At 42.1% G+C, this 24,290-nt stretch carries 23 protein-coding genes, 1 riboswitch and 1 other annotated feature; of the genes, 13 read left to right on the top strand and 10 right to left on the bottom strand.

Annotation, left to right across the window (positions count from 1 at the left end):
* Positions 1 to 52: 52 nt before the first annotated feature.
* On the bottom strand, positions 53 to 460 hold the full coding sequence (locus AACW90_RS03680) for an H-NS family histone-like protein (RefSeq protein ID WP_390230997.1): 408 nt from the start codon (positions 458 to 460) through the stop codon (positions 53 to 55).
* Between the two features lie 365 nt (positions 461 to 825).
* Positions 826 to 1,005: riboswitch (Lysine riboswitch) on the top strand.
* A gap of 96 nt (positions 1,006 to 1,101) precedes the next feature.
* Between AACW90_RS03680 and AACW90_RS03675 the strand changes: the two genes are divergently transcribed.
* The 9 genes from AACW90_RS03675 to hisIE all read left to right on the top strand — a co-directional run bounded on the left by AACW90_RS03675 (position 1,102) and on the right by hisIE (position 10,176).
* Positions 1,102 to 2,697 carry a Na+/H+ antiporter NhaC family protein gene (locus tag AACW90_RS03675; RefSeq protein WP_390230994.1) on the top strand — a complete coding sequence of 532 codons (1,596 nt, stop codon included), beginning with the start codon at positions 1,102 to 1,104 and terminating at the stop codon, positions 2,695 to 2,697.
* Positions 2,698 to 2,794: 97 nt separating this feature from the next.
* Positions 2,795 to 2,916: a sequence feature (His leader region), on the top strand.
* A gap of 109 nt (positions 2,917 to 3,025) precedes the next feature.
* Positions 3,026 to 3,922 (top strand): ATP phosphoribosyltransferase, encoded by an 897-nt coding sequence (gene hisG, locus AACW90_RS03670; protein WP_195703729.1) that lies wholly within the window; start codon positions 3,026 to 3,028, stop codon positions 3,920 to 3,922.
* A gap of 3 nt (positions 3,923 to 3,925) precedes the next feature.
* Complete coding sequence (hisD, locus tag AACW90_RS03665; protein WP_390230990.1) at positions 3,926 to 5,221, top strand: histidinol dehydrogenase; 1,296 nt, start codon at positions 3,926 to 3,928, stop codon at positions 5,219 to 5,221.
* Positions 5,222 to 5,224: 3 nt separating this feature from the next.
* Positions 5,225 to 6,277: a histidinol-phosphate transaminase gene (gene hisC, locus AACW90_RS03660; protein ID WP_390230987.1), complete on the top strand. Its 1,053-nt coding sequence runs from the start codon at positions 5,225 to 5,227 to the stop codon at positions 6,275 to 6,277.
* A 10-nt stretch (positions 6,278 to 6,287) separates the two neighbouring features.
* Complete coding sequence (hisB, locus tag AACW90_RS03655; protein WP_390230984.1) at positions 6,288 to 7,361, top strand: bifunctional histidinol-phosphatase/imidazoleglycerol-phosphate dehydratase HisB; 1,074 nt, start codon at positions 6,288 to 6,290, stop codon at positions 7,359 to 7,361.
* A gap of 14 nt (positions 7,362 to 7,375) precedes the next feature.
* Entirely contained in the window at positions 7,376 to 7,996 is a 621-nt protein-coding gene (gene hisH / locus AACW90_RS03650) for an imidazole glycerol phosphate synthase subunit HisH (RefSeq protein ID WP_390232047.1), read from the top strand.
* Positions 7,997 to 8,048: 52 nt separating this feature from the next.
* A complete protein-coding gene (gene hisA / locus AACW90_RS03645; protein ID WP_390230981.1) occupies positions 8,049 to 8,786 on the top strand; it encodes a 1-(5-phosphoribosyl)-5-[(5-phosphoribosylamino)methylideneamino]imidazole-4-carboxamide isomerase in 738 nt (245 codons plus the stop codon).
* On the top strand, positions 8,768 to 9,541 hold the full coding sequence (gene hisF, locus AACW90_RS03640; RefSeq protein ID WP_195703724.1) for an imidazole glycerol phosphate synthase subunit HisF: 774 nt from the start codon (positions 8,768 to 8,770) through the stop codon (positions 9,539 to 9,541). The genes hisA and hisF overlap by 19 nt, the downstream gene beginning before the upstream one ends.
* Entirely contained in the window at positions 9,538 to 10,176 is a 639-nt protein-coding gene (gene hisIE, locus AACW90_RS03635) for a bifunctional phosphoribosyl-AMP cyclohydrolase/phosphoribosyl-ATP diphosphatase HisIE (protein ID WP_390230978.1), read from the top strand. The genes hisF and hisIE overlap by 4 nt, the downstream gene beginning before the upstream one ends.
* Before the next feature lie 123 nt (positions 10,177 to 10,299).
* Here the strand turns inward: hisIE and AACW90_RS03630 are convergent, their stop codons facing one another.
* The 4 genes from AACW90_RS03630 to AACW90_RS03615 form a co-directional block, all read right to left on the bottom strand.
* Positions 10,300 to 10,761: a YchJ family metal-binding protein gene (locus tag AACW90_RS03630; protein WP_390230975.1), complete on the bottom strand. Its 462-nt coding sequence runs from the start codon at positions 10,759 to 10,761 to the stop codon at positions 10,300 to 10,302.
* A 242-nt stretch (positions 10,762 to 11,003) separates the two neighbouring features.
* Positions 11,004 to 12,218, bottom strand: coding sequence for an EAL and HDOD domain-containing protein (locus tag AACW90_RS03625; protein WP_390230972.1), 1,215 nt, complete (start codon positions 12,216 to 12,218; stop codon positions 11,004 to 11,006).
* A 145-nt stretch (positions 12,219 to 12,363) separates the two neighbouring features.
* Positions 12,364 to 13,095 carry a UDP-2,3-diacylglucosamine diphosphatase gene (lpxH, locus tag AACW90_RS03620; protein ID WP_390230968.1) on the bottom strand — a complete coding sequence of 244 codons (732 nt, stop codon included), beginning with the start codon at positions 13,093 to 13,095 and terminating at the stop codon, positions 12,364 to 12,366.
* 161 nt (positions 13,096 to 13,256) lie between these two features.
* Entirely contained in the window at positions 13,257 to 13,751 is a 495-nt protein-coding gene (locus tag AACW90_RS03615; protein ID WP_195703719.1) for a peptidylprolyl isomerase, read from the bottom strand.
* 241 nt (positions 13,752 to 13,992) lie between these two features.
* Between AACW90_RS03615 and cysS the strand changes: the two genes are divergently transcribed.
* Together cysS and AACW90_RS03605 are read left to right on the top strand one after the other, a co-directional pair.
* Positions 13,993 to 15,375, top strand: a complete 1,383-nt coding sequence (gene cysS / locus AACW90_RS03610) for a cysteine--tRNA ligase (RefSeq protein WP_390230964.1) — start codon at positions 13,993 to 13,995, stop codon at positions 15,373 to 15,375.
* A gap of 119 nt (positions 15,376 to 15,494) precedes the next feature.
* Entirely contained in the window at positions 15,495 to 16,073 is a 579-nt protein-coding gene (locus tag AACW90_RS03605; RefSeq protein ID WP_390230961.1) for a thymidine kinase, read from the top strand.
* Positions 16,074 to 16,164: 91 nt separating this feature from the next.
* Here the strand turns inward: AACW90_RS03605 and AACW90_RS03600 are convergent, their stop codons facing one another.
* From AACW90_RS03600 to cmoA, 5 genes are all read right to left on the bottom strand, one after another.
* Positions 16,165 to 17,124, bottom strand: coding sequence for an alpha-L-glutamate ligase-like protein (locus AACW90_RS03600; RefSeq protein ID WP_390230958.1), 960 nt, complete (start codon positions 17,122 to 17,124; stop codon positions 16,165 to 16,167).
* Between the two features lie 4 nt (positions 17,125 to 17,128).
* On the bottom strand, positions 17,129 to 18,637 hold the full coding sequence (locus AACW90_RS03595; protein WP_390230955.1) for an inactive transglutaminase family protein: 1,509 nt from the start codon (positions 18,635 to 18,637) through the stop codon (positions 17,129 to 17,131).
* Positions 18,638 to 18,645: 8 nt separating this feature from the next.
* Entirely contained in the window at positions 18,646 to 19,413 is a 768-nt protein-coding gene (locus tag AACW90_RS03590) for an ATP-dependent zinc protease family protein (RefSeq protein ID WP_390230952.1), read from the bottom strand.
* A gap of 138 nt (positions 19,414 to 19,551) precedes the next feature.
* Positions 19,552 to 20,526 carry a tRNA 5-methoxyuridine(34)/uridine 5-oxyacetic acid(34) synthase CmoB gene (cmoB, locus tag AACW90_RS03585; protein ID WP_390230949.1) on the bottom strand — a complete coding sequence of 325 codons (975 nt, stop codon included), beginning with the start codon at positions 20,524 to 20,526 and terminating at the stop codon, positions 19,552 to 19,554.
* Between the two features lie 95 nt (positions 20,527 to 20,621).
* Positions 20,622 to 21,350, bottom strand: a complete 729-nt coding sequence (cmoA, locus tag AACW90_RS03580; RefSeq protein ID WP_390230946.1) for a carboxy-S-adenosyl-L-methionine synthase CmoA — start codon at positions 21,348 to 21,350, stop codon at positions 20,622 to 20,624.
* A gap of 269 nt (positions 21,351 to 21,619) precedes the next feature.
* Between cmoA and aspS the strand changes: the two genes are divergently transcribed.
* On the top strand, positions 21,620 to 23,395 hold the full coding sequence (aspS, locus tag AACW90_RS03575) for an aspartate--tRNA ligase (RefSeq protein WP_390230942.1): 1,776 nt from the start codon (positions 21,620 to 21,622) through the stop codon (positions 23,393 to 23,395).
* A 167-nt stretch (positions 23,396 to 23,562) separates the two neighbouring features.
* Complete coding sequence (locus tag AACW90_RS03570) at positions 23,563 to 24,249, top strand: hypothetical protein (RefSeq protein WP_390230939.1); 687 nt, start codon at positions 23,563 to 23,565, stop codon at positions 24,247 to 24,249.
* Positions 24,250 to 24,290 lie beyond the last annotated feature (41 nt).

Raw genomic sequence — 24,290 nt, 5'->3', positions numbered from 1 at the left:
TAAAAAAGAGCTCCTTAGGGAGCTCTTAATAATTTAATGCATTTACTTTATATTAGATTAGGAAATCATCTAAAGGTTTGCCAGCATCAAGCTGCGATTGGATAGTAGAAGGTGTTCTACCTTGACCTGTCCAAGTTTTTTCTTCGCCATTTGTATCAACATATTTATATTTAGCTGGGCGAGGTTCGCGCTTCTTGCGAGTTTTTGTTTTTGTTTCGCCAGATAATGCAGAAATTAAATCTTCAACATCAATGCCATCTTTCGCAATCATCTGAGCATATTCAGCTAGCTTAGCTTCTCTTTCTGCTAAAGCTGCTTTTTCTTCGTCTGCTGCTGAACGACGTTCTTCAACAACGATGGTAAGTTTTTCTAGGGCTTCTTCTAATTGCTCAAAAGTTAATTCGCGAGCAAAGGCACGCAGACTACGAATATTGAGCAGCGTTTTTGTAAGTTCTGACATGTTTACTTCCATTTGATTATTATTAAACACCACAATAATAACAGTCAAATTAAATAATACCAAATTATTTAGAATTAAATTATATATAGCGCACTAATCTCGCGACAGAATAATATAAATTTTTGTAAATTGACCTCATATTTCCAATTCGATGAACTGATATTTTGACAATTCTCTGACATTATTACGTAACCTTTTAAAAAGCAGTGTATATCAACCGTATTGGATTCTATGGACATATCTATCGAATGAAATGAATTGTGACGGCTTTTTATGTTGCAAAAGATGGTCAAATCCGTACAATTGCGCGCACCTTATTCAGTTTCTAGGTTTATATAAGAGTTTTTCTTTATATCCTAGCTGTTTACTGAGGTAGAGGAGCAATAACTATCAGTACATTCTATTGGGGTGATGCCAATGAATAGTCTAGAAAGGAGTTATTGCCGAAGTGAGTGCGTTTATCAAGCCGCTTGCTGGGGTCGTATTTAATAATTACGACACTGCCATAGTGTATTTTTTATTAACTATGGAGCGCTACTGTGGGTTGGGAAACTGTTGGTTTTCTTTCACTTATCATTAACATATCCACATTTTACATGTTAATTCTGCAGTAGATCTCTAACCAATCGGTTTTGTAGATCATGAATTTAGTAGACTTTGCTTCGTCACCCTTATCGTTATTACCACCTTTAATGGCTTTAGGCCTTGCTGTCGTTACCCGCCGTGTATTAGTTTCCTTGGGAATTGGTATCGTTTTAGGCGCCTTACTCCTTGCGGACTATTCCATATCAAACTCCTTTAGCTATATAGGCACTACGGTTAAAGGTGTATTTGTCGAGGATGGAGGTATCAATACTTGGAATATGAGTATAGTTGCCTTTTTAGTCATCCTTGGAATGATGACCGCGTTATTAACTCTATCTGGAGGCACTAGAGCGTTCGCTCTTTGGGCTCAGACACGAGTGAAAAGTAAACGTGGTTCACAATTGCTCGCGGCCTTTTTAGGCGTATTTATATTTGTCGATGATTATTTCAATAGCCTTGCTGTTGGTGCGATCTCACGCCCTGTCACCGATCGTTACAATGTGTCACGGGCAAAATTGGCCTATATTTTAGATTCAACCGCTGCGCCTATGTGTGTATTAATGCCAGTCTCTAGTTGGGGCGCGTATATAATGACTATTATTAGCGGTATTCTAGTCAGCCATGGGCTAACTGAATATTCAGCGTTGGGTGCCTATTTACGTTTAGTTCCAATGAATTTTTATGCGGTATTTGCATTATTGATGGTGTTTGCTGTTGCATGGTTTCAATTAGACATTGGTGCGATGAGTAAACATGAACATGAAGCGTCCCTAAACAATAAATGCACTTCTGATGAAAGCAGTCCTGAAGCTCTAGAATTAAATGAAGAGCTCGATATCGTAGAAAGTGAATATGGAAAAGTGTCTGATTTAGTCCTTCCTATTCTATTTTTGATTATCGCAACGGTTGTGTCGATGATATATACCGGAAGCACGGCATTAGAATCTGACGGCAAAATATTTTCATTGCTAGGAGCATTTGAAAATACCGATGTTGGTCGCTCGCTCGTATATGGTGGCTTAGCCGGACTAATTATTGCGTTATTTACCGTCTTCAAACAAAAATTACCGATAGCCGATATTGCCAATACAGTTTGGATTGGTGCTAAATCTATGTTTAGCGCTATATTAATATTGATTTTTGCATGGTCGATAGGCTCGGTTATCGGTGACATGAAAACAGGGGCCTATTTGTCTTCTCTGATTCAAGGTAATATTAGCGTCCATTGGTTACCTGTCATTTTATTTTTATTGTCAGGCTTAATGGCGTTCTCTACAGGAACATCATGGGGAACGTTTGGAATAATGTTACCAATAGCGGGCGATATGGCCGGTGCGACAGATTTAACAATGATGTTACCTATGCTGAGTGCTGTTTTGGCTGGTTCAGTTTTCGGTGATCATTGTTCACCGATTTCGGATACGACGATATTGTCATCTACGGGGGCTCGTTGTAATCATATCGATCACGTTGCGACTCAGTTGCCGTATGCCATTACTGTCGCGCTTGTCTCTAGTATCGGTTTTGTCGTTCTTGGGTTGACGAATTCTGTCGCGACGTCATTCGCTACCGCCTTTATTGCATTCGTGATTGCTTGCTTTGTATTGTCGACAATATCTAAAGCAAAAAGCCTACAGATGCAAAATGCGTAAAAAAACGAATTTTTAGGTTGAAAATTGAATCGAGCTTAGTTAGTGTGTTTATAAGCGAAAGGAACTAAGAAATTATGCGTATATCTGTAATGAACATTCATCACCACCATCATCCTGAGTAGTCTTTCGGGCGATGTACGCATACCCGGGAGATAATAAATCCCGGAGGTCAAATCAAAGATTCGAACCCTCGGGAAATAAAAGCCCCGAGGGTTTTTTGGTTTTAGATGTTTCAATGTATTTATGCACAAAATCGCGCCAGTAATTTGTAATACAAAGCGAAATTAGAATTTAAAAAATAACGAATATTCAGACAGGGAATAGAATAATGCAAACACAACGACTCAGAATCGCCATCCAGAAAAAAGGCCGCCTAAGCAAAGAATGCCAAGAACTGCTTAAAAAGTGTGGTGCTAAGTTCAATTTGATGGGGGAGCGTTTAGTTGTCCATACAGAAAATATGCCTATCGATCTACTACTGGTGCGTGATGATGATATCCCTGGGTTGGTCATGGATGGAGTGGTTGACCTTGGTTTTATCGGTGAAAATGAGCTAGAAGAGGTTCGCTTAGACAGAGTCGCTTTAGGTGAACCTAGTGAATTTGTAGCACTTCGTCGTTTAGATTTTGGCGGTTGTCGTTTGTCCATTGCTATTAATCAAGATGAGCAATACAACGGTCCGCAAGACCTTAACGGAAAGCGTATTGCTACTACCTACCCACACCTTCTAAAAGCCTTTATGGATGAGCAGGGTGTTGAGTTCAGTACTTGTAATTTACAAGGGTCTGTAGAAGTGGCCCCTCGAGCGGGTTTAGCGGATGCGATTGCTGATCTTGTTTCAACGGGAGCAACGTTAGAAGCGAATGGACTGAAAGAAGCCGAAGTTATTTTCCGCTCTAAAGCGACATTGATTCAACGTGCCGGTGAGTTTGATGAAGATAAAGAAGCACTTATCAATAAGCTACTCACTCGTATGCAAGGTGTGATTCAAGCAAAAGAGTCGAAATACATCATGCTACATGCGCCTACCGATCAGTTAGAAGCGATAAAAGCACTTTTACCCGGAGCGGAAAACCCAACGGTGTTACCCCTTGCCGCAGAAACAAACCGAGTAGCCGTACACTTAGTGAGTACAGAAAATCTATTTTGGGAAACGATGGAGCAGCTTAAAGAACTCGGCGCGAGTTCAATTCTTGTTCTTCCAATCGAAAAAATGATGGAGTAAGTGATGAAGACTGTTGTTTGGCAATCTTTAAGTGAATCGCAGCAAGACTCAGTTTTAGAGCGTCCGGCAATTGCCGAAGGCGCAAATATTACGGCGACAGTGCAGGGCGTTATCAAAAAAGTCCGTTCTGAGGGTGATAAAGCACTGATAGAACTTACGCAAAAATTTGATGGCGTGACGCCAGCGTCGATTCGTGTTTCTAGCGAAGAAATAGAGGCGGCCTCGGAGAGGCTTTCAGAGAAAATGAAAGAAGCGCTTGGACAAGCGTATAATAATATTTCTGTTTTCCATAAAGCACAAAAGTCAGTCCCACTCAAGGTTGAAACACAACCGGGCGTCGTTTGTGAGTTGTTAACAAGGCCAATCAATAAGGTTGGTTTGTATATCCCAGGTGGAAGTGCTCCATTGCCTTCGACGGTACTTATGTTGGGCGTTCCTTCACAAATCGCGGGTTGTCGTCAGGTTGTACTCTGCTCACCACCACCTATTGCCGACGAAATTTTATACGTTGCTAAGTTGTGTAAAATAGATGAAGTGTACAATGTAGGCGGCGGCCAAGCGATTGCGGCAATGGCTTATGGAACCGAAACGGTTTCAAAAGTAGAGAAGATTTTTGGCCCCGGCAATGCTTATGTTACTGAGGCAAAACGCCAAGTTAGTAATGATTTCCGTGGAGCCGCCATTGATATGCCAGCGGGGCCCTCTGAAGTACTTGTTATCGCCGATGAGACGGCCAATCCAGAGTTTGTCGCGGCGGATTTATTGAGCCAAGCAGAACATGGCCCGGATTCTCAGGTTATATTGCTGACACCTTCACCGGTTATAGCGGATAAAGTGGCCGATGCTGTACAGGCTCAGTTAAAACAGCTTTCGCGAGCCGATATTGCGGAAAAAGCACTCGGTTCCAGCGTCATTGTTATTGCAGATTCGATTCCGCAGTGTGTGTCAATCTCAAATGCTTATGGCCCTGAACACCTTATCGTTCAAACCCGATACCCAAGAGAGCTTTTGCCTCTATTAGATAATGCGGGCTCGATCTTCTTAGGAGATTGGTCTCCAGAGTCTGTGGGTGATTATGCCTCTGGTACTAACCATGTTCTACCGACTTATGGTTATACCCGCACGTATTCCAGTTTGGGACTGGCCGATTTTTCTAAGCGGATGACCGTTCAGGAGCTTTCGGCAGACGGATTAAAGGGACTCGCATCTACGGTTGTCACAATGGCCGAAGCTGAAGGGCTAGATGCCCATAAACGTGCAGTGACGATTCGTGTAGAAGCGCTAGCGAAAGGAGAGTAATGGATGGAAAAGCTCGCGAGAAAGCAGGTTCAAGAACTTACCCCTTATCTTTCAGCCAGAAAAATAGGTGGGAGTGGTGATGTTTGGTTAAACGCCAACGAATCGCCGTTTGATAACCAGTACCAGACTACATTTGATCGGCTTAATCGCTATAGCAGCTGTCAGCCACAAGAATTGATTGACGCTTACGCGGGCTATGCGGGTGTTCATCCCGAACAGGTATTAACATCACGAGGTGCTGACGAAGGTATCGAGTTGCTGGTTAGGGCTTTTTGTGAGCCGGGAGAGGATGCAATCTTGTATTGTCCACCGACTTATGGAATGTATGCGATCAGTGCAGAAACGATTGGCGTTGAACGGAAAATTGTCCCATCAAAATCTAATTGGCAGCTAGATTTGGATGGTATAAAGGCAAATCTAGATGGTGTAAAACTTGTCTTTGTATGCAGCCCCAATAATCCAACAGGTAATCTGATTGATCGCGAAGATATCATTGCGCTGCTTGAAATGACGAAAGATAAGTCCATTGTCGTGATGGACGAAGCTTATATCGATTTCTGTCCAGAAGCTTCAACCAAAGATCTACTCAACAAATATGAACATCTTGCCATTCTGCGGACATTGTCAAAAGCGTTTGCTCTCGCTGGGTTAAGATGTGGTTTTACGCTGGCTAATAAGCCACTCATTGATGTGTTATTGAAAGTTATTGCTCCATACCCTGTTCCCATCCCTGTCGCTGACATCGCGTGTCAGGCTCTTTCTGAGGCGGGCCTAATTAGAGCTCGAGATCAGGTGAGTGAACTCAATGATAACCGGACATATTTAGAAAAAGTATTGTCTTCTATAGAAGGGATGACTGTCTACCAAGGTTTGGGTAATTATTTACTCGTTCAGTGCTCAGACGGCGACACGCTGTTTAAGAGTGCGTGGGATAACGGCATTATTCTGCGTAACTCGCCAATTAAAGACTGCATCAGAGTAAGCGTTGGCAATAGGGAAGAGTGCGAAAAAACCGCCAACTTCATTAAAAAACAACTGGAAGAAAGCACTGTATAAGGATAGCGAAGTGAGTAACCAACAAAAAATATTATTTATTGATCGTGACGGTACGCTAATTGTTGAACCACCAACTGATTTTCAGGTTGACCGGTTAGACAAATTGAAATTCGAGCCGTATGTCATCCCGAGTCTTTTGGCTCTGCAAGACGCAGGATATCGATTAGTGATGGTAACCAATCAAGACGGGTTGGGGACAGTAAGTTACCCTCAAGAAGAATTTGACGCACCGCATAACATGATGATGGAGATCTTTGAATCTCAAGGCGTGAAATTCGACGATGTATTGCTCTGCCCGCACTTTGAAGAAGATAACTGTACGTGCCGTAAACCGAAATTGGGCATGGTTAAAGAGTACCTGCAAGCGGGAAAAGTGAATTTTAAAACGTCGGCCGTAATAGGTGATCGTGAGACCGACCTTCAACTTGCTGAGAATATGGCTATTCGCGGAATCCAATATAATCCCAACACGATGGGCTGGCTCGACATTCTGCGTGATTTAACCGTGAATGAGCGTGTAGCTAAAGTGGTTCGAACGACAAAAGAAACCGATATTTCAGTCGCGGTTAATCTTGATGTCCAAGGCGGGAATAAGATCTCGACAGGACTTGGGTTCTTTGACCATATGCTAGACCAAATTGCGACCCATGGTGCCTTCCAAATGCAAGTAAGTGTGGATGGTGATTTGCATATCGACGACCATCATTCCGTCGAAGATACGGCGTTAGCATTGGGCCAAGCATTGAAAGAAGCGCTTGGAGAAAAACGTGGAATTGGTCGTTTCGGATTTAGCCTGCCTATGGATGAGTGTTTGGCGCAATGTGCGCTAGACCTTTCAGGAAGACCTTATCTAAAATTTGAAGCGGAATTTGGTCGTGAACTGGTCGGAGACCTTTCAACAGAAATGGTCGAGCATTTCTTCCGTTCATTAACCGACACTCTAGCATGCACACTCCATCTGTCGTCTTCTGGTGACAATGATCACCACATTATAGAAAGCTTGTTTAAAGCGTTTGGACGGACTCTACGCCAGGCTATTAAGGTGGAAGGTAATGAACTTCCTAGTAGTAAAGGCGTACTCTGATGGAGAAGGAGGCTTTGATGAGCCAGAAAGTAGTGATTATCGACACCGGATGTGCGAACGTATCATCGGTTAAGTTTGCGATTGAACGCCTAGGTTATCCTGTGACGATTTCAAAGGATCCTAGTGTCGTTTTAGCGGCAGATAAGCTGTTTCTACCCGGAGTAGGGACGGCAAGCGAAGCAATGAAAAACCTCGCCGAACGAGATTTAATTACCCTTGTGAAACAAGTTGAGAAACCTTTACTTGGAATCTGCCTAGGTATGCAATTACTTGGCAAACTCTCCTACGAAAAGGGTTCTGTTGGCAACGAGATAGTAGAGTGCTTATCGCTTTGCGACGGTGAAGTCCGCTTAATGGATACTGGTGATCTTCCACTACCGCATATGGGGTGGAATACCGTGACGGCCCCAAAAGATAATCCTCTGTTCGATGGTATTGAAGAAGATGAATATTTCTATTTTGTGCACAGCTACGCCATGCCTGTCGGTGAAGACACGATTGCTTGTTGTGATTACGGTAACCCATTTACCGCGGCAGTACAAAATGGCAATTACTACGGTGTGCAGTTTCATCCGGAACGTTCTAGTAAAGCAGGTTCTCGATTAATAAAGAATTTCTTAGAACTTATCTTTTAGAGAAACGTAGATTCTAAATGTTAGAAACAGATAAAAAGAAAAGGATTTTGTTGTGATTATTCCAGCACTCGATTTAATTGAAGGCCAAGTGGTTCGGCTATTTCAAGGGGACTATGGTCAGGTAACTGAATATAAGGTTGATCCTGCAGAACAGTTCAATCTTTACCATCAAGCTGGGGCGAACTGGTTACACCTTGTTGACCTTACTGGTGCCAAAGATATTAATGCACGTCAACTCGATCTCATTGCGACCTTGATTGCAAGTACACCCGCCAATGTACAAATTGGTGGTGGCGTTAGAACGGAAAAAGATGTTGTTGGTTTACTGGATGCTGGCGCACAGCGTGTGGTTGTGGGTTCTACCGCAGTAAAACAACCAGAGATGGTTAAAGGGTGGATGGAGAAATATGGTGCCGAGAAAATCGTTCTCGCATTAGATATTAATATCGACCAAGAAGGCACGCGTAAAGTGGCGATATCCGGATGGCAGGAAGATTCGGGTGTCACGATTGAAGCTCTGATTGACGACTATCTAACGGTTGGATTGAAGCATGTACTCTGTACTGATATATCTCGTGACGGAACCTTAGCGGGTTCTAACGTTGAACTGTATGTTGATCTATGCAAACTTTATCCGCAGGTTCAATTCCAATCCTCAGGTGGTATAGGAAGTTTAGCCGATATTGAAGCACTAAAAGGCACCGGTGTTGCCGGTGTTATTGTTGGTCGTGCACTACTAGATGGTAAGTTTACTGCTGGGGAGGCGTTTCAATGTTGGCAAAGCGAATAATTCCTTGTTTAGATGTTCGGGATGGTCAAGTGGTTAAAGGGGTTCAATTCCGTAACCATGAAATTATTGGCGATATTGTCCCTCTTGCTCAGCGGTATGCTGAAGAAGGAGCAGATGAATTGGTATTCTATGATATTACCGCCTCTTCTGACGGTCGTGTCGTTGACAAAAGTTGGGTAGCAAGGGTTGCGGAAGTGATCGATATTCCGTTTTGCGTGGCTGGTGGTATTAAGTCCGCAGAAGATGCTTCTCGTATACTTGAATATGGTGCCGACAAAGTTTCTATTAACTCGCCAGCATTAGCCAATCCGGAGCTTATCACCAACCTAGCAGACAAATTTGGTGTTCAGTGTATTGTGGTTGGTATTGACTCTTATTTCGATGCTGAAACGGGTAAGTATCAGGTTTATCAGTTTACGGGTGATGAAGAGCGCACAAAAGCAACGCATTGGGAAACACGTGATTGGGTACAAGAAGTACAAAAACGTGGTGCGGGCGAAATCGTATTGAATATGATGAATCAAGATGGTGTTCGCAACGGGTATGATATCGATCAGCTTAATATGGTCCGTGAAGTCTGCCATGTCCCTCTTATCGCGTCTGGTGGTGCGGGTACGATGGCGCATTTTGCTGAGGCCTATAAGAAAACCAATGTAGATGGAGCGTTAGCGGCCTCTGTGTTCCACAAACAAGTCATCAATATTGGTGAGCTAAAAAAATATCTAAAACAAGAAGGCGTGGAGATACGATTATGAGCAGTGCAGTAGAGAACAAACCGAAAAGCTTGGTTGATCGAATTGATTGGGAAAAGGTAGAAGGGTTAGTACCCGCTATTGTGCAAGATTTTCAATCTAGCCAAGTGCTCATGATGGGGTACATGAATCCAGACGCGCTAGAGAAAACGTTGGAGACTGAACAGGTTACTTTTTTCTCCAGAACGAAATCTCGCCTTTGGACCAAAGGTGAAACATCAGGTAACGTACTGCAGCTTAAGACTATCTCATTAGACTGTGATAACGATACCTTGCTTGTGTTGGTGGACCCTATTGGGCCTACATGCCATACGGGCACGACGACATGCTTTGACGCGGATCAGCAAGAGGCGTCACAGTTGGTGTGGCTTCATCAACTTGAATCTCTGTTGGCTGCTCGTAAAGACGCGGATCCTGATTCTTCGTATACCGCCAGTTTGTATGCCAGTGGTACCAAACGTATATCGCAGAAAGTGGGCGAAGAAGGCGTTGAAGTCGCGCTTGCGGCAACGTCGGGTGACAAGGCAGAATTAGTCTGTGAATCAGCCGATCTTATCTATCATTTGTTGGTGCTCTTACAAGACCAAGGTTTATCTATGAATGATGTGATTAATAAGCTGAAAGAAAGACATAAATAGCGCTACGTCTACGGATTTCGCTTTTAAAAAGAGATTTATGCCCGTATCCCTAAATGACGAGCTCGTTATCTGGGGATACTGGAGCGGATATTGACTAAGATTAGTATTCGCTAGACGGGCTCATTATCCACAACACTTCTTGAATTTTTTACCACTACCACAGACACAGGGGTCATTACGGCCCACTTTCTCAATATGTTCTGCTGGAAACTCACCATCAATATAATACCAGTAGCCTTGCTCCCTTATGAAACGAGAGCGTTCGTGCATACAGTGTTCTGTACTTTGCTCTAAGAGATAGGCTTTAAACTCGACGAATCCCGTGTCATCTTTTGGATGGGGCGCTTCAATTACTTCTAACCTTTGCCAGTCCATATTCACCGACGCCACAATGCCTTTTTTTTCATCTTCGGCGTTGCAGCTTGAATGATAAGTTTTAATAATAAAATCAATCAGCTTAAGTACGTGAGCACTAAATCGTGCGCGCATAAGTTGTTCAGGTAAGACCGCTAAAGCATGGTTGTCGTGTATCAGTTTACAACAATTACCATAAGGCTTGGTGCTTCCACAAGGGCAGTGAGACATATGTAGTCCTAAATAAAAAAGCCTCTTTAATGCAAGATAATGCTGTTCGGTTAGTGCTAAATACTTCGTCATTACCGTGAAAACGGGAATCTTGGTGATATTAGATCCCCATTTTCATGGGGATGACGTCTGTTTTCGTGAAAATAGGCCAGTTTCTGCCTGGATGACAGGTTTAAATAACCTAGAGCGAACAGCATTAATTTAATACAAGAGGCTTTTAGAAAAATAAAATAGTGTAATAATTAACTAGGCTTACTAAATAGCTCTTCAGTCCATTCTATTGCTTGCCCATAACTCTCTGCAAGGCACTCTTTATCAATCTGTAAGAGATCACTTATTTCATTTACAGTTTCCCAATCAGCGTGCTCATAAGCAATAGCGAGTTTTAGTATATTGCCTAGTTCACCTTCTTGAGATAACAGCGCGTTTTTAATGGCATCATCAATTGGTATGGAATCAACAATCGTTTCTAAAGTCTGATCGAGCAAAGAGTCGAGTAGTGAGAATATACCCGTTAAAAAAGCTTGGCTAGATTGATCTTTTCTGTCTGCACATAGAGTGATAAGTTCACAATATCTAGCACGTTGTATAGATAAACTATATAACGACTCAGGTTTGGATGCTTCTGTTGAAGCAATCGCAACAAGCGAAACAAATTTTCTTAATTTCCCTTCACCCAAATACGCGAGTGCTTGTCGAAACGATTGAATCTGAGAAGACAGAAGGGCGGAAGAGTTAACATAACGTAGCAGCTTGTAAGATAGCGTCACATCTGCGGCCACAATTCGCTCTATTTCAGCGTAGTTGACTTCTTCTGTGGCAATGGCCTTGCAAAGTTGGACTACCGTCAGAAACGAAGGCTTGATCGATTTCTGCTGGATCATCTCTGGCCGACTAAAGAAATAGCCTTGAAAATAGGTAAAACCGGCCGCTATTGCGTCTTGATATTCCTGGTATGTTTCGACCTTTTCTGCGAGAAACTCTATCTTTGAGCCTTTTAGACGTTCAATGAATTTTTTTGCTTTAATGATAGGAACAATCTGAATATCAAATTTTATAATCTGAATATGAGGAAGAAAACGCTTCCAAGCGGGGCTAGGGACAAAGTCATCTAACGCAAGTTTGTACCCTTTATTTTTAAGTGCAATAATAGCCGTAAGTAATTCATCCGTTGGCTCACAACTTTCTAATATCTCTACAACAATCTTATCTTTTGGAAAAAGAGTGGGTACTTGATTAATCAAGCTTTCGTAAGGGAAATTAACAAAGCCTAGCTTATCACCAATCGCACGATACTCTGAGCCTAAGAACTGATCTGAAAGCAGTCTATTGGTCGCTTTTTCTGGTTCAATTTCAGGAAAGGAGTTTCTAGGGCCATCCCGAAAAAGAAGCTCATAAGCGACGGTATTTTTTTCAGTGTCTAATATTGGTTGACGAGCAACGTATGAGTATTCCATATCTAGGTTTTTGACTTATTGACCTTTTTAATTATGTCTTTAAATCTTACGTCCTTTTTTCATAAAAAGCATTATTACTCTTTAGCTTTAAAACATTATTACGTTATAACATATTATTATCGTTTAGATTCGATACGTTTCTACGTTAGTTTTTCATATGCAATCTATTTTGTAGAGAATAGGCGCCTTTGTCAAAACTCAAAATGGAGCTCTGTGTATACCAGTCACCCAATACAATTCGAGTGTATTTTGACCCTTCAACAGAAAAATTATGTATGTCTGGTCTATGCGTGTGGCCGTGAATCATTAGGTTGGTGCCATACTGTTTTAATACCGCTTCAACAGCGTCTTGGTTTACATCCATGATAGCCAAAGATTTCTCTTTTTTCTCTTCACCAATATCGGATTGAACTTTAGAGACAATCTTTTTCTTAACAAACAGTGGAAGGTGGTTATACACCCACTGGAGCCAAGGTTGGTGTACCTTTTCTCTATAAGCTTGGTACTTAACATCATCCGTGCATAACGTATCACCGTGAAGAATGACCACTCGTTCGCCATAAAGGTTGATGGTACAAACCTCGTCTAATAGCGTCATTCCCGTTTCTTTTTCAAAGCGTTTACCGATTAGGAAGTCGCGATTTCCTTGAATGAAAAAGCAAGGAACACCAGAGTTCACCAGTGTTTTAAATAGCGCCTTAATAGAGCAGCTAAAGTCACTGTCATCATCGTCACCTATCCAAAACTCAAACAGGTCACCTAATACATATAAGGCATCGGCTTTTACGGCTTGTGTCGTCATGAAAGTCGTAAAACTTTCAGTAATGTCAGGTCGAGAAGGGGTGAGGTGGAGATCAGATATAAATAAAGTAGTCATAATTTTAGGGGGGAGTGATACCAATCATACTTAAAGTTACCGTTGCCTTTAGAGCCATCATTAGTCATCCAATCACTTAGTGTACTTAAGTGATTGGATGGATTCACTCGTTTATTGCTTTTCAGTAACTTCAATTACTTAGGGTGTGTTGCTCCCCTTTTTTACTCTTCGATTGTTGTGCCAGTGATAAGGACTTCTTCTAACGGTACGTCTTGATGCATACCCATAGTACCAGTGCTTACCGCTTTTATTTTATTAACGATATCCATGCCATCGACCACTTCAGCAAATACGCAGTAACCCCAACCGTCCATGCTTTCTGATTTAAAATCCAAAAACGTGTTGTTGTTAACGTTGATAAAAAACTGAGAACTTGCAGAATGCGGTTCCATCGTACGGGCCATTGCTAATGTACCAATGTTATTGGTTAGGCCATTGCTCGCTTCATTTTTAATTGTCGCACGAGTCGGTTTTTCTTTTAAACCAGATGTCATGCCTCCGCCTTGAACCATGAAACCATCAATTACGCGGTGAAAAAGAGTGTTATCGTAAAAACCATCACGACAATATTGTAGGAAATTCGCGCTAGTTTCTGGTGCTTTTTCTTCGTTAAGCTGTACTTTGATGTCACCAAAATTAGTGTGAAGGATGATCATGAGTTTTACCTTATTCATTGTATTGTTTTGAAGTATGGATTCTAGCTTAACACAGCAAACAAGCAAATATGCTTCACATTGCGTATCTTGACGGCTTCTATCGTCATGACAACTTGTTTATCGCCATTTTATTAGAATCGGGGCCACATGACTTGAAAGCAAAGACAAAAACGGTTACCTAATCAAACTGGAATTGATATACTCACGCTCTATTTAATTTCAATAAGACCAGATAGAGATCATGTTAAAAATATATAACACACTCACACGTAAAAAAGAGGAATTCAAACCAATCACTGCCGGGAAAATTGGCATGTATGTGTGTGGGGTAACCATTTATGATCTCTGTCACATCGGTCACGGTCGTACATTTGTCTCATTTGATGTGATCTCTCGATATCTACGATTTTTAGGATACGACCTTAATTTTGTACGTAATATTACCGATATTGATGACAAAATCATTAAACGCGCTGCCGAAAATGGCGAAAGTTGTGACTCGTTGACAGAGCGCTTGATTCAAGACATGCATCAAGATTTTGACGCGCTAAATATGAAGCGTCCTGATGTCGAGCCAAGAGCAACGCATTATATTCAAGAAATAATTGACCTAGTAGAACGATTGATTGAGCGTGGATTCGCTTACGTTGCCAGTAACGGTGACGTCATGTTTGAGGTTAAGAAATTTAGTGAATACGGCAAGCTATCAAAACAAGATTTAGATCAATTGCAAGCGGGTGCGCGTGTTGATATTGATAACGCGAAACGCAGCCCATTAGATTTTGTGCTTTGGAAAATGTCGAAGCCCGGTGAACCTACCTGGATATCACCTTGGGGCGACGGCCGACCAGGCTGGCATATTGAGTGTTCAGCCATGAATTCATCCATTTTGGGTAACCATTTTGATATCCATGGTGGTGGTTCTGATTTGCAATTTCCGCACCATGAAAACGAAATTGCCCAGTCTTGCTGCGCACACGATTCAAAGTACGTAAATACGTGGATGCACAGTGGCATGGTAATGATAGACAAAGAAAAAATGTCTAAATCATTAGGTAATTTCTTCACGATACGTGATGTGTTGAGTCACTATGATGCTGAAACGGTGCGTTACTTTTTGATGTCTGGTCATTATCGAAGCCAGCTAAATTACAGTGAAGAGAATCTTAGCCAAGCTCGTTCAGCATTAGAGCGCTTGTATACTTCATTGCGCGGGCTAGACATTAATGCGGAACCCGCAGCAGGTGACCATTATGTAAGCCGTTTCTCTGATGCGATGAATGACGACTTCAATACGCCTGAAGCCTATTCAGTACTTTTTGATATGGCTCGAGAAGTGAACCGAATTAAGAGTGAAGACATTCAACTTGCCTCTAAGCTTGGAGCACTGATGCGTGAGTTAGCCGACGTTATTGGTATTCTTCATCAAGACCCAGATACTTTTTTGAAAGGTGATTCTGGAAATGATAGTGAGGTTGCCGAAATTGAAGCGCTTATCAAGTTGCGCAATGACTCACGTGCGTCTAAAGATTGGGCAAATGCAGATGTTGCACGCGATAAGTTAGCACAGTTGGGTATTGTTTTAGAAGATGGCCCTGAAGGCACAACATGGCGTAAAGGTTAGGCCTTGTTTAACCATTAATATAGGCGGTCACTCATAACGTATTTTCTCGGTTCATGCGTTAACAGAGTAACTGCCGATATTCAGTTTGATGAACCGAGAATCAGAACCGAGAATCAATAATGGCTCAGATGTATTTTTATTACTCGTCAATGAATGCGGGTAAGTCGACAACACTTCTTCAATCTTCATTCAACTATCAAGAACGCGGTATGAATCCGGTGATTTTCACTGCAGCTTTTGACGACCGATATGGTGTAGGTAAGGTTAGTTCTAGGATTGGTTTACAATCAGATGCTCACCTATTTCGTCAAGACACGGATCTGTATGCAGAAATTGAGAAACTGAACAACGAGCAAAAACTGCATTGTATCTTGGTAGATGAATGTCAGTTCCTTTCAAAAGAACAGGTGTATCAATTAACAGAGGTGGTCGATAAGCTAAATATTCCTGCACTTTGTTATGGGTTGCGTACGGATTTTCAAGGTGAGTTATTTGAAGGAAGCAAATATCTACTTTCGTGGGCAGACAAATTGGTTGAGTTAAAAACCATCTGTCACTGTGGTCGTAAGGCGAATATGGTTATTCGTACTGATGCAAGCGGAGAGCCAATTGCAGAAGGTAATCAAGTGGCTATTGGCGGTAATGACTTGTATGTTTCTATGTGTCGACTGCATTACAAAGAAGCACTAGGTAAATAGCGTTATATCGAGTTCATGCTGAACTGAGTATTAACAATGCCAGCATGAACCCGTTACCTATTTTTATTAAGTGATATCTTGTACTGCTTAATCAACTCACTCCAAACTGCTTGGCTGCGTAGAGAACCCTTTCTAGTGGCTTGGGATATTCAGCGGGCATGCCTAAACTTTCAATATGTTGAAGCCGAGGTATCAAACCAGCACCATTGGCAATTTGAATGGCTAAACCAGGTCGAGCGTTTAGTTCAAGTACCATAGGGCCTTCTTCCTTGTCTAATACCATATCCGTACCCATGTACCCAAGCCCAGTCATCTCCCATGCACTCGATGCCAAAACGAGTAGCTTTTCCCAATGAGGAACCTGTAACGTAAGAAGTTCTTTTCCGGTATCGGGATGAAGTGTCACGGGTTGATCGTATTGCACAGCACGAACCGCTTTCCCGGTGGCAATATCCACACCGACACCAACCGCACCTTGGTGAAGGTTTGCCTTACCATCAGAAGCACTTGTCGATAGACGCATCATTGCCATTACTGGGTAGCCCTTAAACACGATAATACGAACGTCGGGTACCCCTTCATAACTAAAGCCTTCAAAGCAGTCATCAAACTTGATCAAATTCTCGACTACCGCCACGTCGTTTTTTCCACCTAATGAGAAAAGACCCGCTAAGGTATTACTTATGTGTCTTTCAACATCTTGTTTGTTACACGTTGCACCGGAAGGTTTAGTATAGACGCCATCTTTGTGTGAGACGACGACGAGTATGCCTTTACCACCACTGCCTTGGGCGGGCTTGATAACGAATCCCGGCCAATTTTCAACCATGGCATGGACCTTCTTAACCGCGGCTTGTTGTCTAATGACCCCAATCAGTGCTGGTGTAGTGGCACCGGCTTGCTCGGCGATAACCTTTGTTTTTAGTTTGTCATCAACCAAAGGATATTTAGAACGGTCGTTATATCTACCGATATAACTGTGGTTCCTTGTGTTCATTCCCATGATGCCTTTATCTTTTAACTTAAAAGGGGAAGTGAAGCTTCCGAACATAGGCTTAATCCTCCGCTAATGGCTTAAAGCGACGCAATTCCGTTAGGCGATAACCAGTGTAATTACCTAACGCCAAGATAGCCGCGAGAATAAGCAGCTGTACACCAATGAAATTAAAGGTCATGTGTTGGATATAACCATTGGTCATAGCTAAGTAAACGATAACCGATGTAAGCAAGGAACCACCACCTTGCAAGAATACCTCTTTTGCCCCTTCTTCTTCCCATAGAATCGACATGCGCTCAATCGTCCACGAAAGAATGATCATAGGGAAGAAGGTAATGCTTAATCCTTCAGTTAAACCGATGCGGAAAGCAACCACCGTGAATACTGAAATGATCAATATTACTGTAATGATTACCGCGGATATTCGAGCGACCAAGAGTAAATTGAGTTTGGACAAATAACTGCGGATAATTAAACCGGTTCCTACAATCAGTAAAAACCCGACAATACCTGTTATCAGTTGTGTCTGAACAAATGCGACAGCAATCAGAACGGGCATAAAGGTGCCGGATGTCTTAAGGCCGATGATGACCCTTAAAAAAACCACGATTAAAGCGCCAATCGGAATCAGCATTATGGTTTTAAACATAGATTGCTCTTCCAATGGAAGACTATGGATAGAGAAGTTTAATAGATTGTCAGCACTTACTTTGCTCTCAGTTGCCGCTTTAGGTGAGATGTCTTGTGCAATCATAGAGAAGTGTACTTGACTGTTTTTTCCGCCAACGACATCAAGTAAAGACACGTTAGATTCGTCCCAGATGAGCGCATCTTCTGCTTTGCCCTGCATGCCAGACTCTGGGTCAAACAGCATCCAGTCCTGACCATCCCACACTTGTACCATCTTACTGATGTTCTGACGACGACGACCATCTTCTAAATAGACGACGCCCACGGTCTTATTATGAACCCCTGCAAAAGACAAAAGCTTCGAAATGATTTGAGCTTTACTTGACTGGTCGAGCAATAGGGCGGCACTTTGACTATCGCTGTCGTTAAGTCTTTTGATAAGTTCACGTGTAAAAGTGACATCATCAGCACTACGCAATGAAGCCTGCTCTATGATCGATTTAACCGCAGCCTCTTGCGGACCATCGAAAGTAGGCTTCAAAATAGGTTCACTTGAAGGTGGCAACGGCTCAACCTTCGCTTGATCATCGACAAGAAATTGTGTCTTGTAGTAAATAGTCTGTGACCCATCTGCTTGACGTATCGACCATTCAGCGCGTCTACCCGTATCAGAATGGATGTAGGCAATTCCGTAGCCCGGAGATGAGGCGGACTCATCGATTAACGTATAGCCAGATTGTGTATTTGGTGCAGCAAGAGAAACCTTGGCAGGTTCGCCCATACCGCTAAACTCGATTCTAGCCTCTATATCCCATACTTGGCGCTTTTCCCCTGGTGTCCACGGTACTCCATAGTTGTCATGTCGCATAACATTTAGCCAAATGCCACCGATAACAAGCAACCCGATAAGGAAATAAAAAGGAATTCTTGACGTCATAATTGTCCCTAATTTTTATATGATTTTCTTGGTTTTGAGAGAAGAAATGTTTTACTAACATCAACTAAAGCAATATCTTGAATAAACTCTCTTCCTAGTAAAACAGGGTGGCTCATTTGTGAGCGATTCGCCAGTGTAAATTCAGATTTTTCGTTAATTGTGCCTATTTTTACCCATAATTCGATCACGGCACGTTTTTCTACTGCTTCTGAGTTCGGTTGCCTAATATTGGCATACCTAACAATAGGGGCCTCAATTTGGTTTTTTCCTTCAATATCAGTATTCAGTTCACCGAGATTGAATCTAACCCATCTTTTGCCTTCACGCTCGAACTCTTTGATGTTGATAGCATTGAGAGAAGAGGTTGTTGATCCAGTGTCGATTCGAGCACTGTAACGTTGATCAATTTTTTCTAGCTGAATGTTTTCAATCGCACCAAGAACAACCAAGTTGTTAGTAGGAGAGGTTGGATTGATTCTCAATTGAGTGTCATTAGCATGTTCGTTTGATGGCGCTTTTTGAGTGCTTTTGCGCTTCGTTTCGGTATGCTGTAGCGCATTAACCTTGCTTTGCAGCCCGATGACTTCAGTCTCTAAACTGGCAATGTAGTCAGATTGGTTGCTGAGACCTAATTTTAAGGTTTCAATTTCATTGGCAATGTTTGATTCCGATTGTTTAATTGCGTCTAGAGTGAGTTGGTTCTGCTTTTCGCTGCTTGTTGATGCGCATCCTGCGAGCAAGCTCATTGCGACGAGAGAAAAAGCAATTTTTAGCATTTTTTACCTTAATTTCAGTAGGATAATTTAATTATACGCCGCGGATTTTAGCCCACAACAAAGGGCGCGAGAAGCGCCCTTATGTCAGTATTTGGTTAGCATTTACGAATACCTAAAAGTAATAGGTAATCGTTGCAATTAAGAAGGGTTTTTCGCGACTAAAATTGCTCGTCTAGGGGCGGGGTAGCCTTCAACGGTTTTAGTTGGATCTTGTGGGTTTAAATAATCAGGTAAAGAATTGTGCTTCATCCAGTCGGTTGCTCTTTGTTCGTCTGTCGTTGTGATATTTTCATCCACTATTCGTACGTCTTCGAACCCACATTTTTCTAGCCATTTCTTTAATGCTTTTGCAGAGGGGAAAAAATAGACGTTACGCATTTGAGCGTATCGGTCTGTTGGCACCAGAACTGCATTCTCATCGCCATCAATAACCAAGGTTTCAAGAACGAGTTCTCCACCTGCAACGAGTTGGTGTTTTAACTGAAGAATATGGTCAAGGGGGGAGCGACGATGATAAAGAACACCCATACTAAATACGGTATCAAAGGCCTTTAGCTCAGGCAGTTGTTCGATGCCTAGAGGAAGTAGGTGAACTCGTTGGTCATTACCCATCAGTTTACGTATGGCTTCAAATTGAACGAGAAACAGGTGAGAAGGGTCGACGCCTACACATAAACGCGCACCCTCTCCAAGCATACGCCACATGTGGTAACCATTCCCACACCCTACATCTAATACCGAACGATGCTTAAGTGAAGAGATATGCGGTAGAACCCGATCCCATTTCCAATCTGAACGCCATTCAGTGTCAATATGTATATCGTGAGTCGTATAAGGCCCCTTGCGCCATGGGTGGAAAGTACGCAATAGGTTGTCGAGTTTTTTCTTTTCACCATCGGGTATAGGTTGGTTATTAGAAAGAGAAACAGATGTTTTTAGGTCGATATTATCAGGTGAACCTTCAGGGAGTTTTTTAAGTGCTTTAAGCCAGCGTTCAAAATCGCCATGTTCAGCATTCTGCCAGTCCGTTAACTGTTGAGGAAGAATCGTTAGCCAAGGCTGCAATGCAGTATCTTGAGCAATGAGTTTGTAGAAATTAGCAAAATTGAACATGGTTTGAATGATCTTTTATGTAGTGAAATGTGTAATTAGACCGAATATATCGGGTTCTCTTATTTTTAACGAACAAGCTTTATGACCAACCGTACTTATTTTATCGCAAACATCGACCCGAAATTAAAGCATTGAAACCAGACTTCTACATTCGTAAAGCCGATTTTTTGTAGTCTCTCTTTGTGCTTTGGAATTGAGTCAGGGATCAGAACATTTTCAATAGCACTGCGTTTTTGACTGACTTCTAATTCGCTGTAGCCATTTGCGCGTTTGAAATCATGGTGTAAATCTATCAAAAGACTATTTGAGTTTTGGTCTTCAAAAACGTACTTCTCTGACAGGATCAATATGCCCCCCGGACGTAGCCCAGCATATATATTCTCGAGCAAGTTCTGACGGTCATCAGGAGACAGAAACTGCAAAGTAAAATTTAGCACCACCATACTGGCGTTCTCTATCGTGATATCTCGAATATCAGCCTCAAGCACCTCTACAGGCGTGTCAGAGCGGTAAGCATTAACATGTAATTTGCAACGCTCAACCATCGCCTTCGAGTTGTCAACAGAGATAATTTTGCAGCCTTCTTGATCTATATTTCTTCTGATAGATAAAGTAGAAGCACCAAGGGAGCATCCTAGGTCATAGATGACAGTATTTGGTTTGACGAAGCGTTCTGCCAGCATACCAATAGCAGACACAATATTACTGTAGCCAGGGACTGACCTTTGGATCATGTCTGGGAAGACCTCTACTACATTTTCATCAAAACTAAAGTTACCGATGTTATCGATAGGAGATGAGAAAATATTATCTTTATTATTCATGTCTGCCTGTTAGTAAACATACAAAATTGGGTGGCGTATTTTAAGAGAAAAAACCGATGGTGTCACCATTCATTATATGACGATAGTTGGGTTAAAACGTCTAAAATTGCTGTTTTTATCATCTGTTGGTTCTAAGTCGGGGCGAAATACGAGAAAAAGTCCTTTCAAAGGTCGATTTTCAAGCGCTTTGCAGGTATAAATGTGGGTTTGAGTTGACAGTATAATCTGTCAAAAAGTTAATAACTAATTAAGAGTTTGGGAATTTCATTATGCGTACCCAGTATTGCGGTCAACTGAACAAGTCCCTTGTGGGACAAACTGTAGAACTTTGCGGATGGGTTAACCGTCGCCGCGATTTAGGCGGTCTTATCTTTGTTGATATGCGAGATCGTGAAGGTATTGTTCAGGTAGTAGTCGACCCAGATATGAAAGACGTATTTGAAGTTGCGAACCTACTAAGAAATGAATTTTGTATCAAATTCACTGGTGAGGTTCGTGCTCGTCCGGAAAGCCAAATCAATAAAGAGTTGGCGACGGGTGAAGTAGAAGTCCTTGCTACAGGGCTAGAAATCATTAATCGTTCTGAAGCGTTACCATTGGATTCTAAGCAGAATAATTCGGAAGAACAGCGCCTGAAGTATCGATACCTTGATCTACGCCGTACAGAAATGAGCGATAACATTAAGCTGCGTGCGAGAGCATCTAGCTTTGTTCGTCGCTTTTTAGACAGCAATGATTTTCTAGACATAGAAACCCCGGTATTAACAAAGGCAACACCAGAAGGTGCACGTGATTATTTGGTACCAAGCCGTGTTCATAAAGGCAGTTTTTACGCGCTTCCTCAATCACCACAGTTATTCAAACAGCTTTTGATGATGTCTGGCTTTGATCGCTATTATCAAATCGTAAAATGTTTCCGAGATGAAGATTTACGTGCTGATCGTCAACCTGAATTTACTCAAATAGATATCGAAACGTCCTTCATGACCGCTGATCAAGTGCGTGAAGTGACCGAAAAAATGATCCGTGAGATGTGGCTTGAGCTGCTTAATGTTGATCTTGGTGCGTTTCCTGTTATGAGTTTTGAAGAAGCGATTCGTCGCTTTGGTTCAGATAAGCCAGATCTCCGTAACCCGTTAGAATTAGTTGATGTTGCCGACCTCGTTAAAGATGTCGAGTTCAAAGTATTCTCTGGTCCTGCAAATGACGAGAAAGGTCGTGTGGCCGTATTATGTGTACCAGGCGGTGCAAAACTGAGTCGCAAACAAATTGACGAATACGGTAAATTTGTTGGTATCTACGGTGCGAAAGGTCTTGCATGGATGAAAGTGAATGATAAAGCCGCTGGACTCGAAGGTATTCAGTCTCCAGTTGCTAAGTTCCTTTCTGAAGATGTAATTAACGGTATTCTGGAGCGAACAGCTGCTGAATCTGGCGACATTATTCTCTTTGGTGCTGATAAAGCCAATGTTGTTTCTGAAGCATTGGGTGCGCTTCGCTTGAAAGTTGGTAATGATTTGGAGCTGCCTCATACCGCAGCTTGGACGCCATTATGGGTAATCGATTTCCCAATGTTTGAAGAGGATGGTGAAGGTAACTTACATGCTATGCATCACCCGTTTACCTCGCCATTAGGGGTTACTGCTCAAGAGCTTAAGGAAAACCCTGCCGCTGCGAATTCGAATGCTTATGACATGGTTATCAATGGCTATGAAGTTGGTGGTGGTTCCGTTCGTATTCACAGTGCTGAAATGCAAGCAACGGTATTTGAAATATTAGGCATTGAAGATAAAGAACAACAGCTTAAATTTGGCTTTTTGCTAGAAGCGCTCAAGTACGGTACGCCTCCACATGCCGGTTTGGCATTTGGTCTCGATCGATTGGCAATGCTTTTATGTGGTACAGAAAATATCCGTGACGTCATTGCCTTCCCTAAGACAACGGCAGCAGCGTGTTTGCTAACAGACGCACCAAGTTTGGCTAACCCTGCATCGCTTGAAGAGCTGGCAATTGTAGTGAAAAAAGCGAAAGAAAAAGAAGCCTAAACGTTTCGGCTAGGCTAATCTATTGAAAAGCTAGGGATCTCCCTAGCTTTTTTGATCCAAACCAACAGAAAACCCCTTAACTTCTTTTGTTTTATTAAATGCCTGAATAGAATGTAACTTGTCCAGAGTTCAAGCTAATCCAATCATTTTAAATAAAGGGTAAGTGAATGCGTTTTATAATGACCGTGCTTCTTATATTTACGCTCACAGCATGCGCCGGAAAAGACAATCGCCCCTTCGACATAAAAAACCTCGCTAAATCGGATATTGACCTTGTTACCGATATTCATATCGAACAAATACGAAAACTCACTCGACGACTCATTATTAAGCTTTATAAAAGAAACCCGAGGGAGTTGAAAAAGAACTCAGGAATGACAATAGATGCGCGTCTTTCTCAATTAATGACGGTAGATAGACCTAAATACGGTTTCCAAGAGTTGGGAAATATGGATGGTGTAGAAGCGCTTCCGCTCGCTTTCTCAAAAGAGTTCGAAGGGGATCGTGTCTTTGCTTTGATGGCAGGTATCACCGGAATGTTAAGTGCCTCCTACAATAACCAATTGGAGTTCTACATTCTGGACGAAATAAGTCAGCAAAAACTGTATAACAGCGCTCGAAACCTCGAAACAATAACGTGGCAGCTTAATAATCGTCGCTACGACAATGGTGAGTTACTGCTACTAACCAACGGTATCGATGCGAATGGTGTACCAAATTATAGTTATGAGCGGGTTCTGGGCCAGATGATCCTTGTACAAGACATGATGGCCATATTGGTTTCAGATAGTACCAATCGAACCATCAATAAGGTGGTGCAAAGTGTTGCATCTATGACCTTCATACCGATATAGATGCTGGCTTTTGTTAGTTAAAATCGGTTAGCATCTCTGAA

It is taken from the genome of Vibrio frigidus (assembly GCF_042465995.1).
GTDB lineage: Bacteria > Pseudomonadota > Gammaproteobacteria > Enterobacterales > Vibrionaceae > Vibrio.
Note: the sequence above shows the minus strand (reverse complement) of the source record. Positions and strands in the feature narration are given on the sequence as shown.

What these genes read in the sequence shown, in the direction of transcription:
- AACW90_RS03680 (WP_390230997.1), bottom strand. Translation starts at nt 460, where the DNA reads ATGTCAGAACTTACAAAAACGCTGCTCAATATTCGTAGTCTGCGTGCC.
- AACW90_RS03675 (WP_390230994.1), top strand. Translation starts at nt 1,102, where the DNA reads ATGAATTTAGTAGACTTTGCTTCGTCACCCTTATCGTTATTACCACCT.
- hisG (WP_195703729.1), top strand. Translation starts at nt 3,026, where the DNA reads ATGCAAACACAACGACTCAGAATCGCCATCCAGAAAAAAGGCCGCCTA.
- hisD (WP_390230990.1), top strand. Translation starts at nt 3,926, where the DNA reads ATGAAGACTGTTGTTTGGCAATCTTTAAGTGAATCGCAGCAAGACTCA.
- hisC (WP_390230987.1), top strand. Translation starts at nt 5,225, where the DNA reads ATGGAAAAGCTCGCGAGAAAGCAGGTTCAAGAACTTACCCCTTATCTT.
- hisF (WP_195703724.1), top strand. Translation starts at nt 8,768, where the DNA reads ATGTTGGCAAAGCGAATAATTCCTTGTTTAGATGTTCGGGATGGTCAA.
- hisIE (WP_390230978.1), top strand. Translation starts at nt 9,538, where the DNA reads ATGAGCAGTGCAGTAGAGAACAAACCGAAAAGCTTGGTTGATCGAATT.
- AACW90_RS03630 (WP_390230975.1), bottom strand. Translation starts at nt 10,761, where the DNA reads ATGTCTCACTGCCCTTGTGGAAGCACCAAGCCTTATGGTAATTGTTGT.
- AACW90_RS03625 (WP_390230972.1), bottom strand. Translation starts at nt 12,218, where the DNA reads ATGGAATACTCATACGTTGCTCGTCAACCAATATTAGACACTGAAAAA.
- lpxH (WP_390230968.1), bottom strand. Translation starts at nt 13,095, where the DNA reads ATGACTACTTTATTTATATCTGATCTCCACCTCACCCCTTCTCGACCT.
- AACW90_RS03615 (WP_195703719.1), bottom strand. Translation starts at nt 13,751, where the DNA reads ATGATCATCCTTCACACTAATTTTGGTGACATCAAAGTACAGCTTAAC.
- cysS (WP_390230964.1), top strand. Translation starts at nt 13,993, where the DNA reads ATGTTAAAAATATATAACACACTCACACGTAAAAAAGAGGAATTCAAA.
- AACW90_RS03605 (WP_390230961.1), top strand. Translation starts at nt 15,495, where the DNA reads ATGGCTCAGATGTATTTTTATTACTCGTCAATGAATGCGGGTAAGTCG.
- AACW90_RS03600 (WP_390230958.1), bottom strand. Translation starts at nt 17,124, where the DNA reads ATGTTCGGAAGCTTCACTTCCCCTTTTAAGTTAAAAGATAAAGGCATC.
- AACW90_RS03595 (WP_390230955.1), bottom strand. Translation starts at nt 18,637, where the DNA reads ATGACGTCAAGAATTCCTTTTTATTTCCTTATCGGGTTGCTTGTTATC.
- AACW90_RS03590 (WP_390230952.1), bottom strand. Translation starts at nt 19,413, where the DNA reads ATGCTAAAAATTGCTTTTTCTCTCGTCGCAATGAGCTTGCTCGCAGGA.
- cmoB (WP_390230949.1), bottom strand. Translation starts at nt 20,526, where the DNA reads ATGTTCAATTTTGCTAATTTCTACAAACTCATTGCTCAAGATACTGCA.
- cmoA (WP_390230946.1), bottom strand. Translation starts at nt 21,350, where the DNA reads ATGAATAATAAAGATAATATTTTCTCATCTCCTATCGATAACATCGGT.
- aspS (WP_390230942.1), top strand. Translation starts at nt 21,620, where the DNA reads ATGCGTACCCAGTATTGCGGTCAACTGAACAAGTCCCTTGTGGGACAA.
- AACW90_RS03570 (WP_390230939.1), top strand. Translation starts at nt 23,563, where the DNA reads ATGCGTTTTATAATGACCGTGCTTCTTATATTTACGCTCACAGCATGC.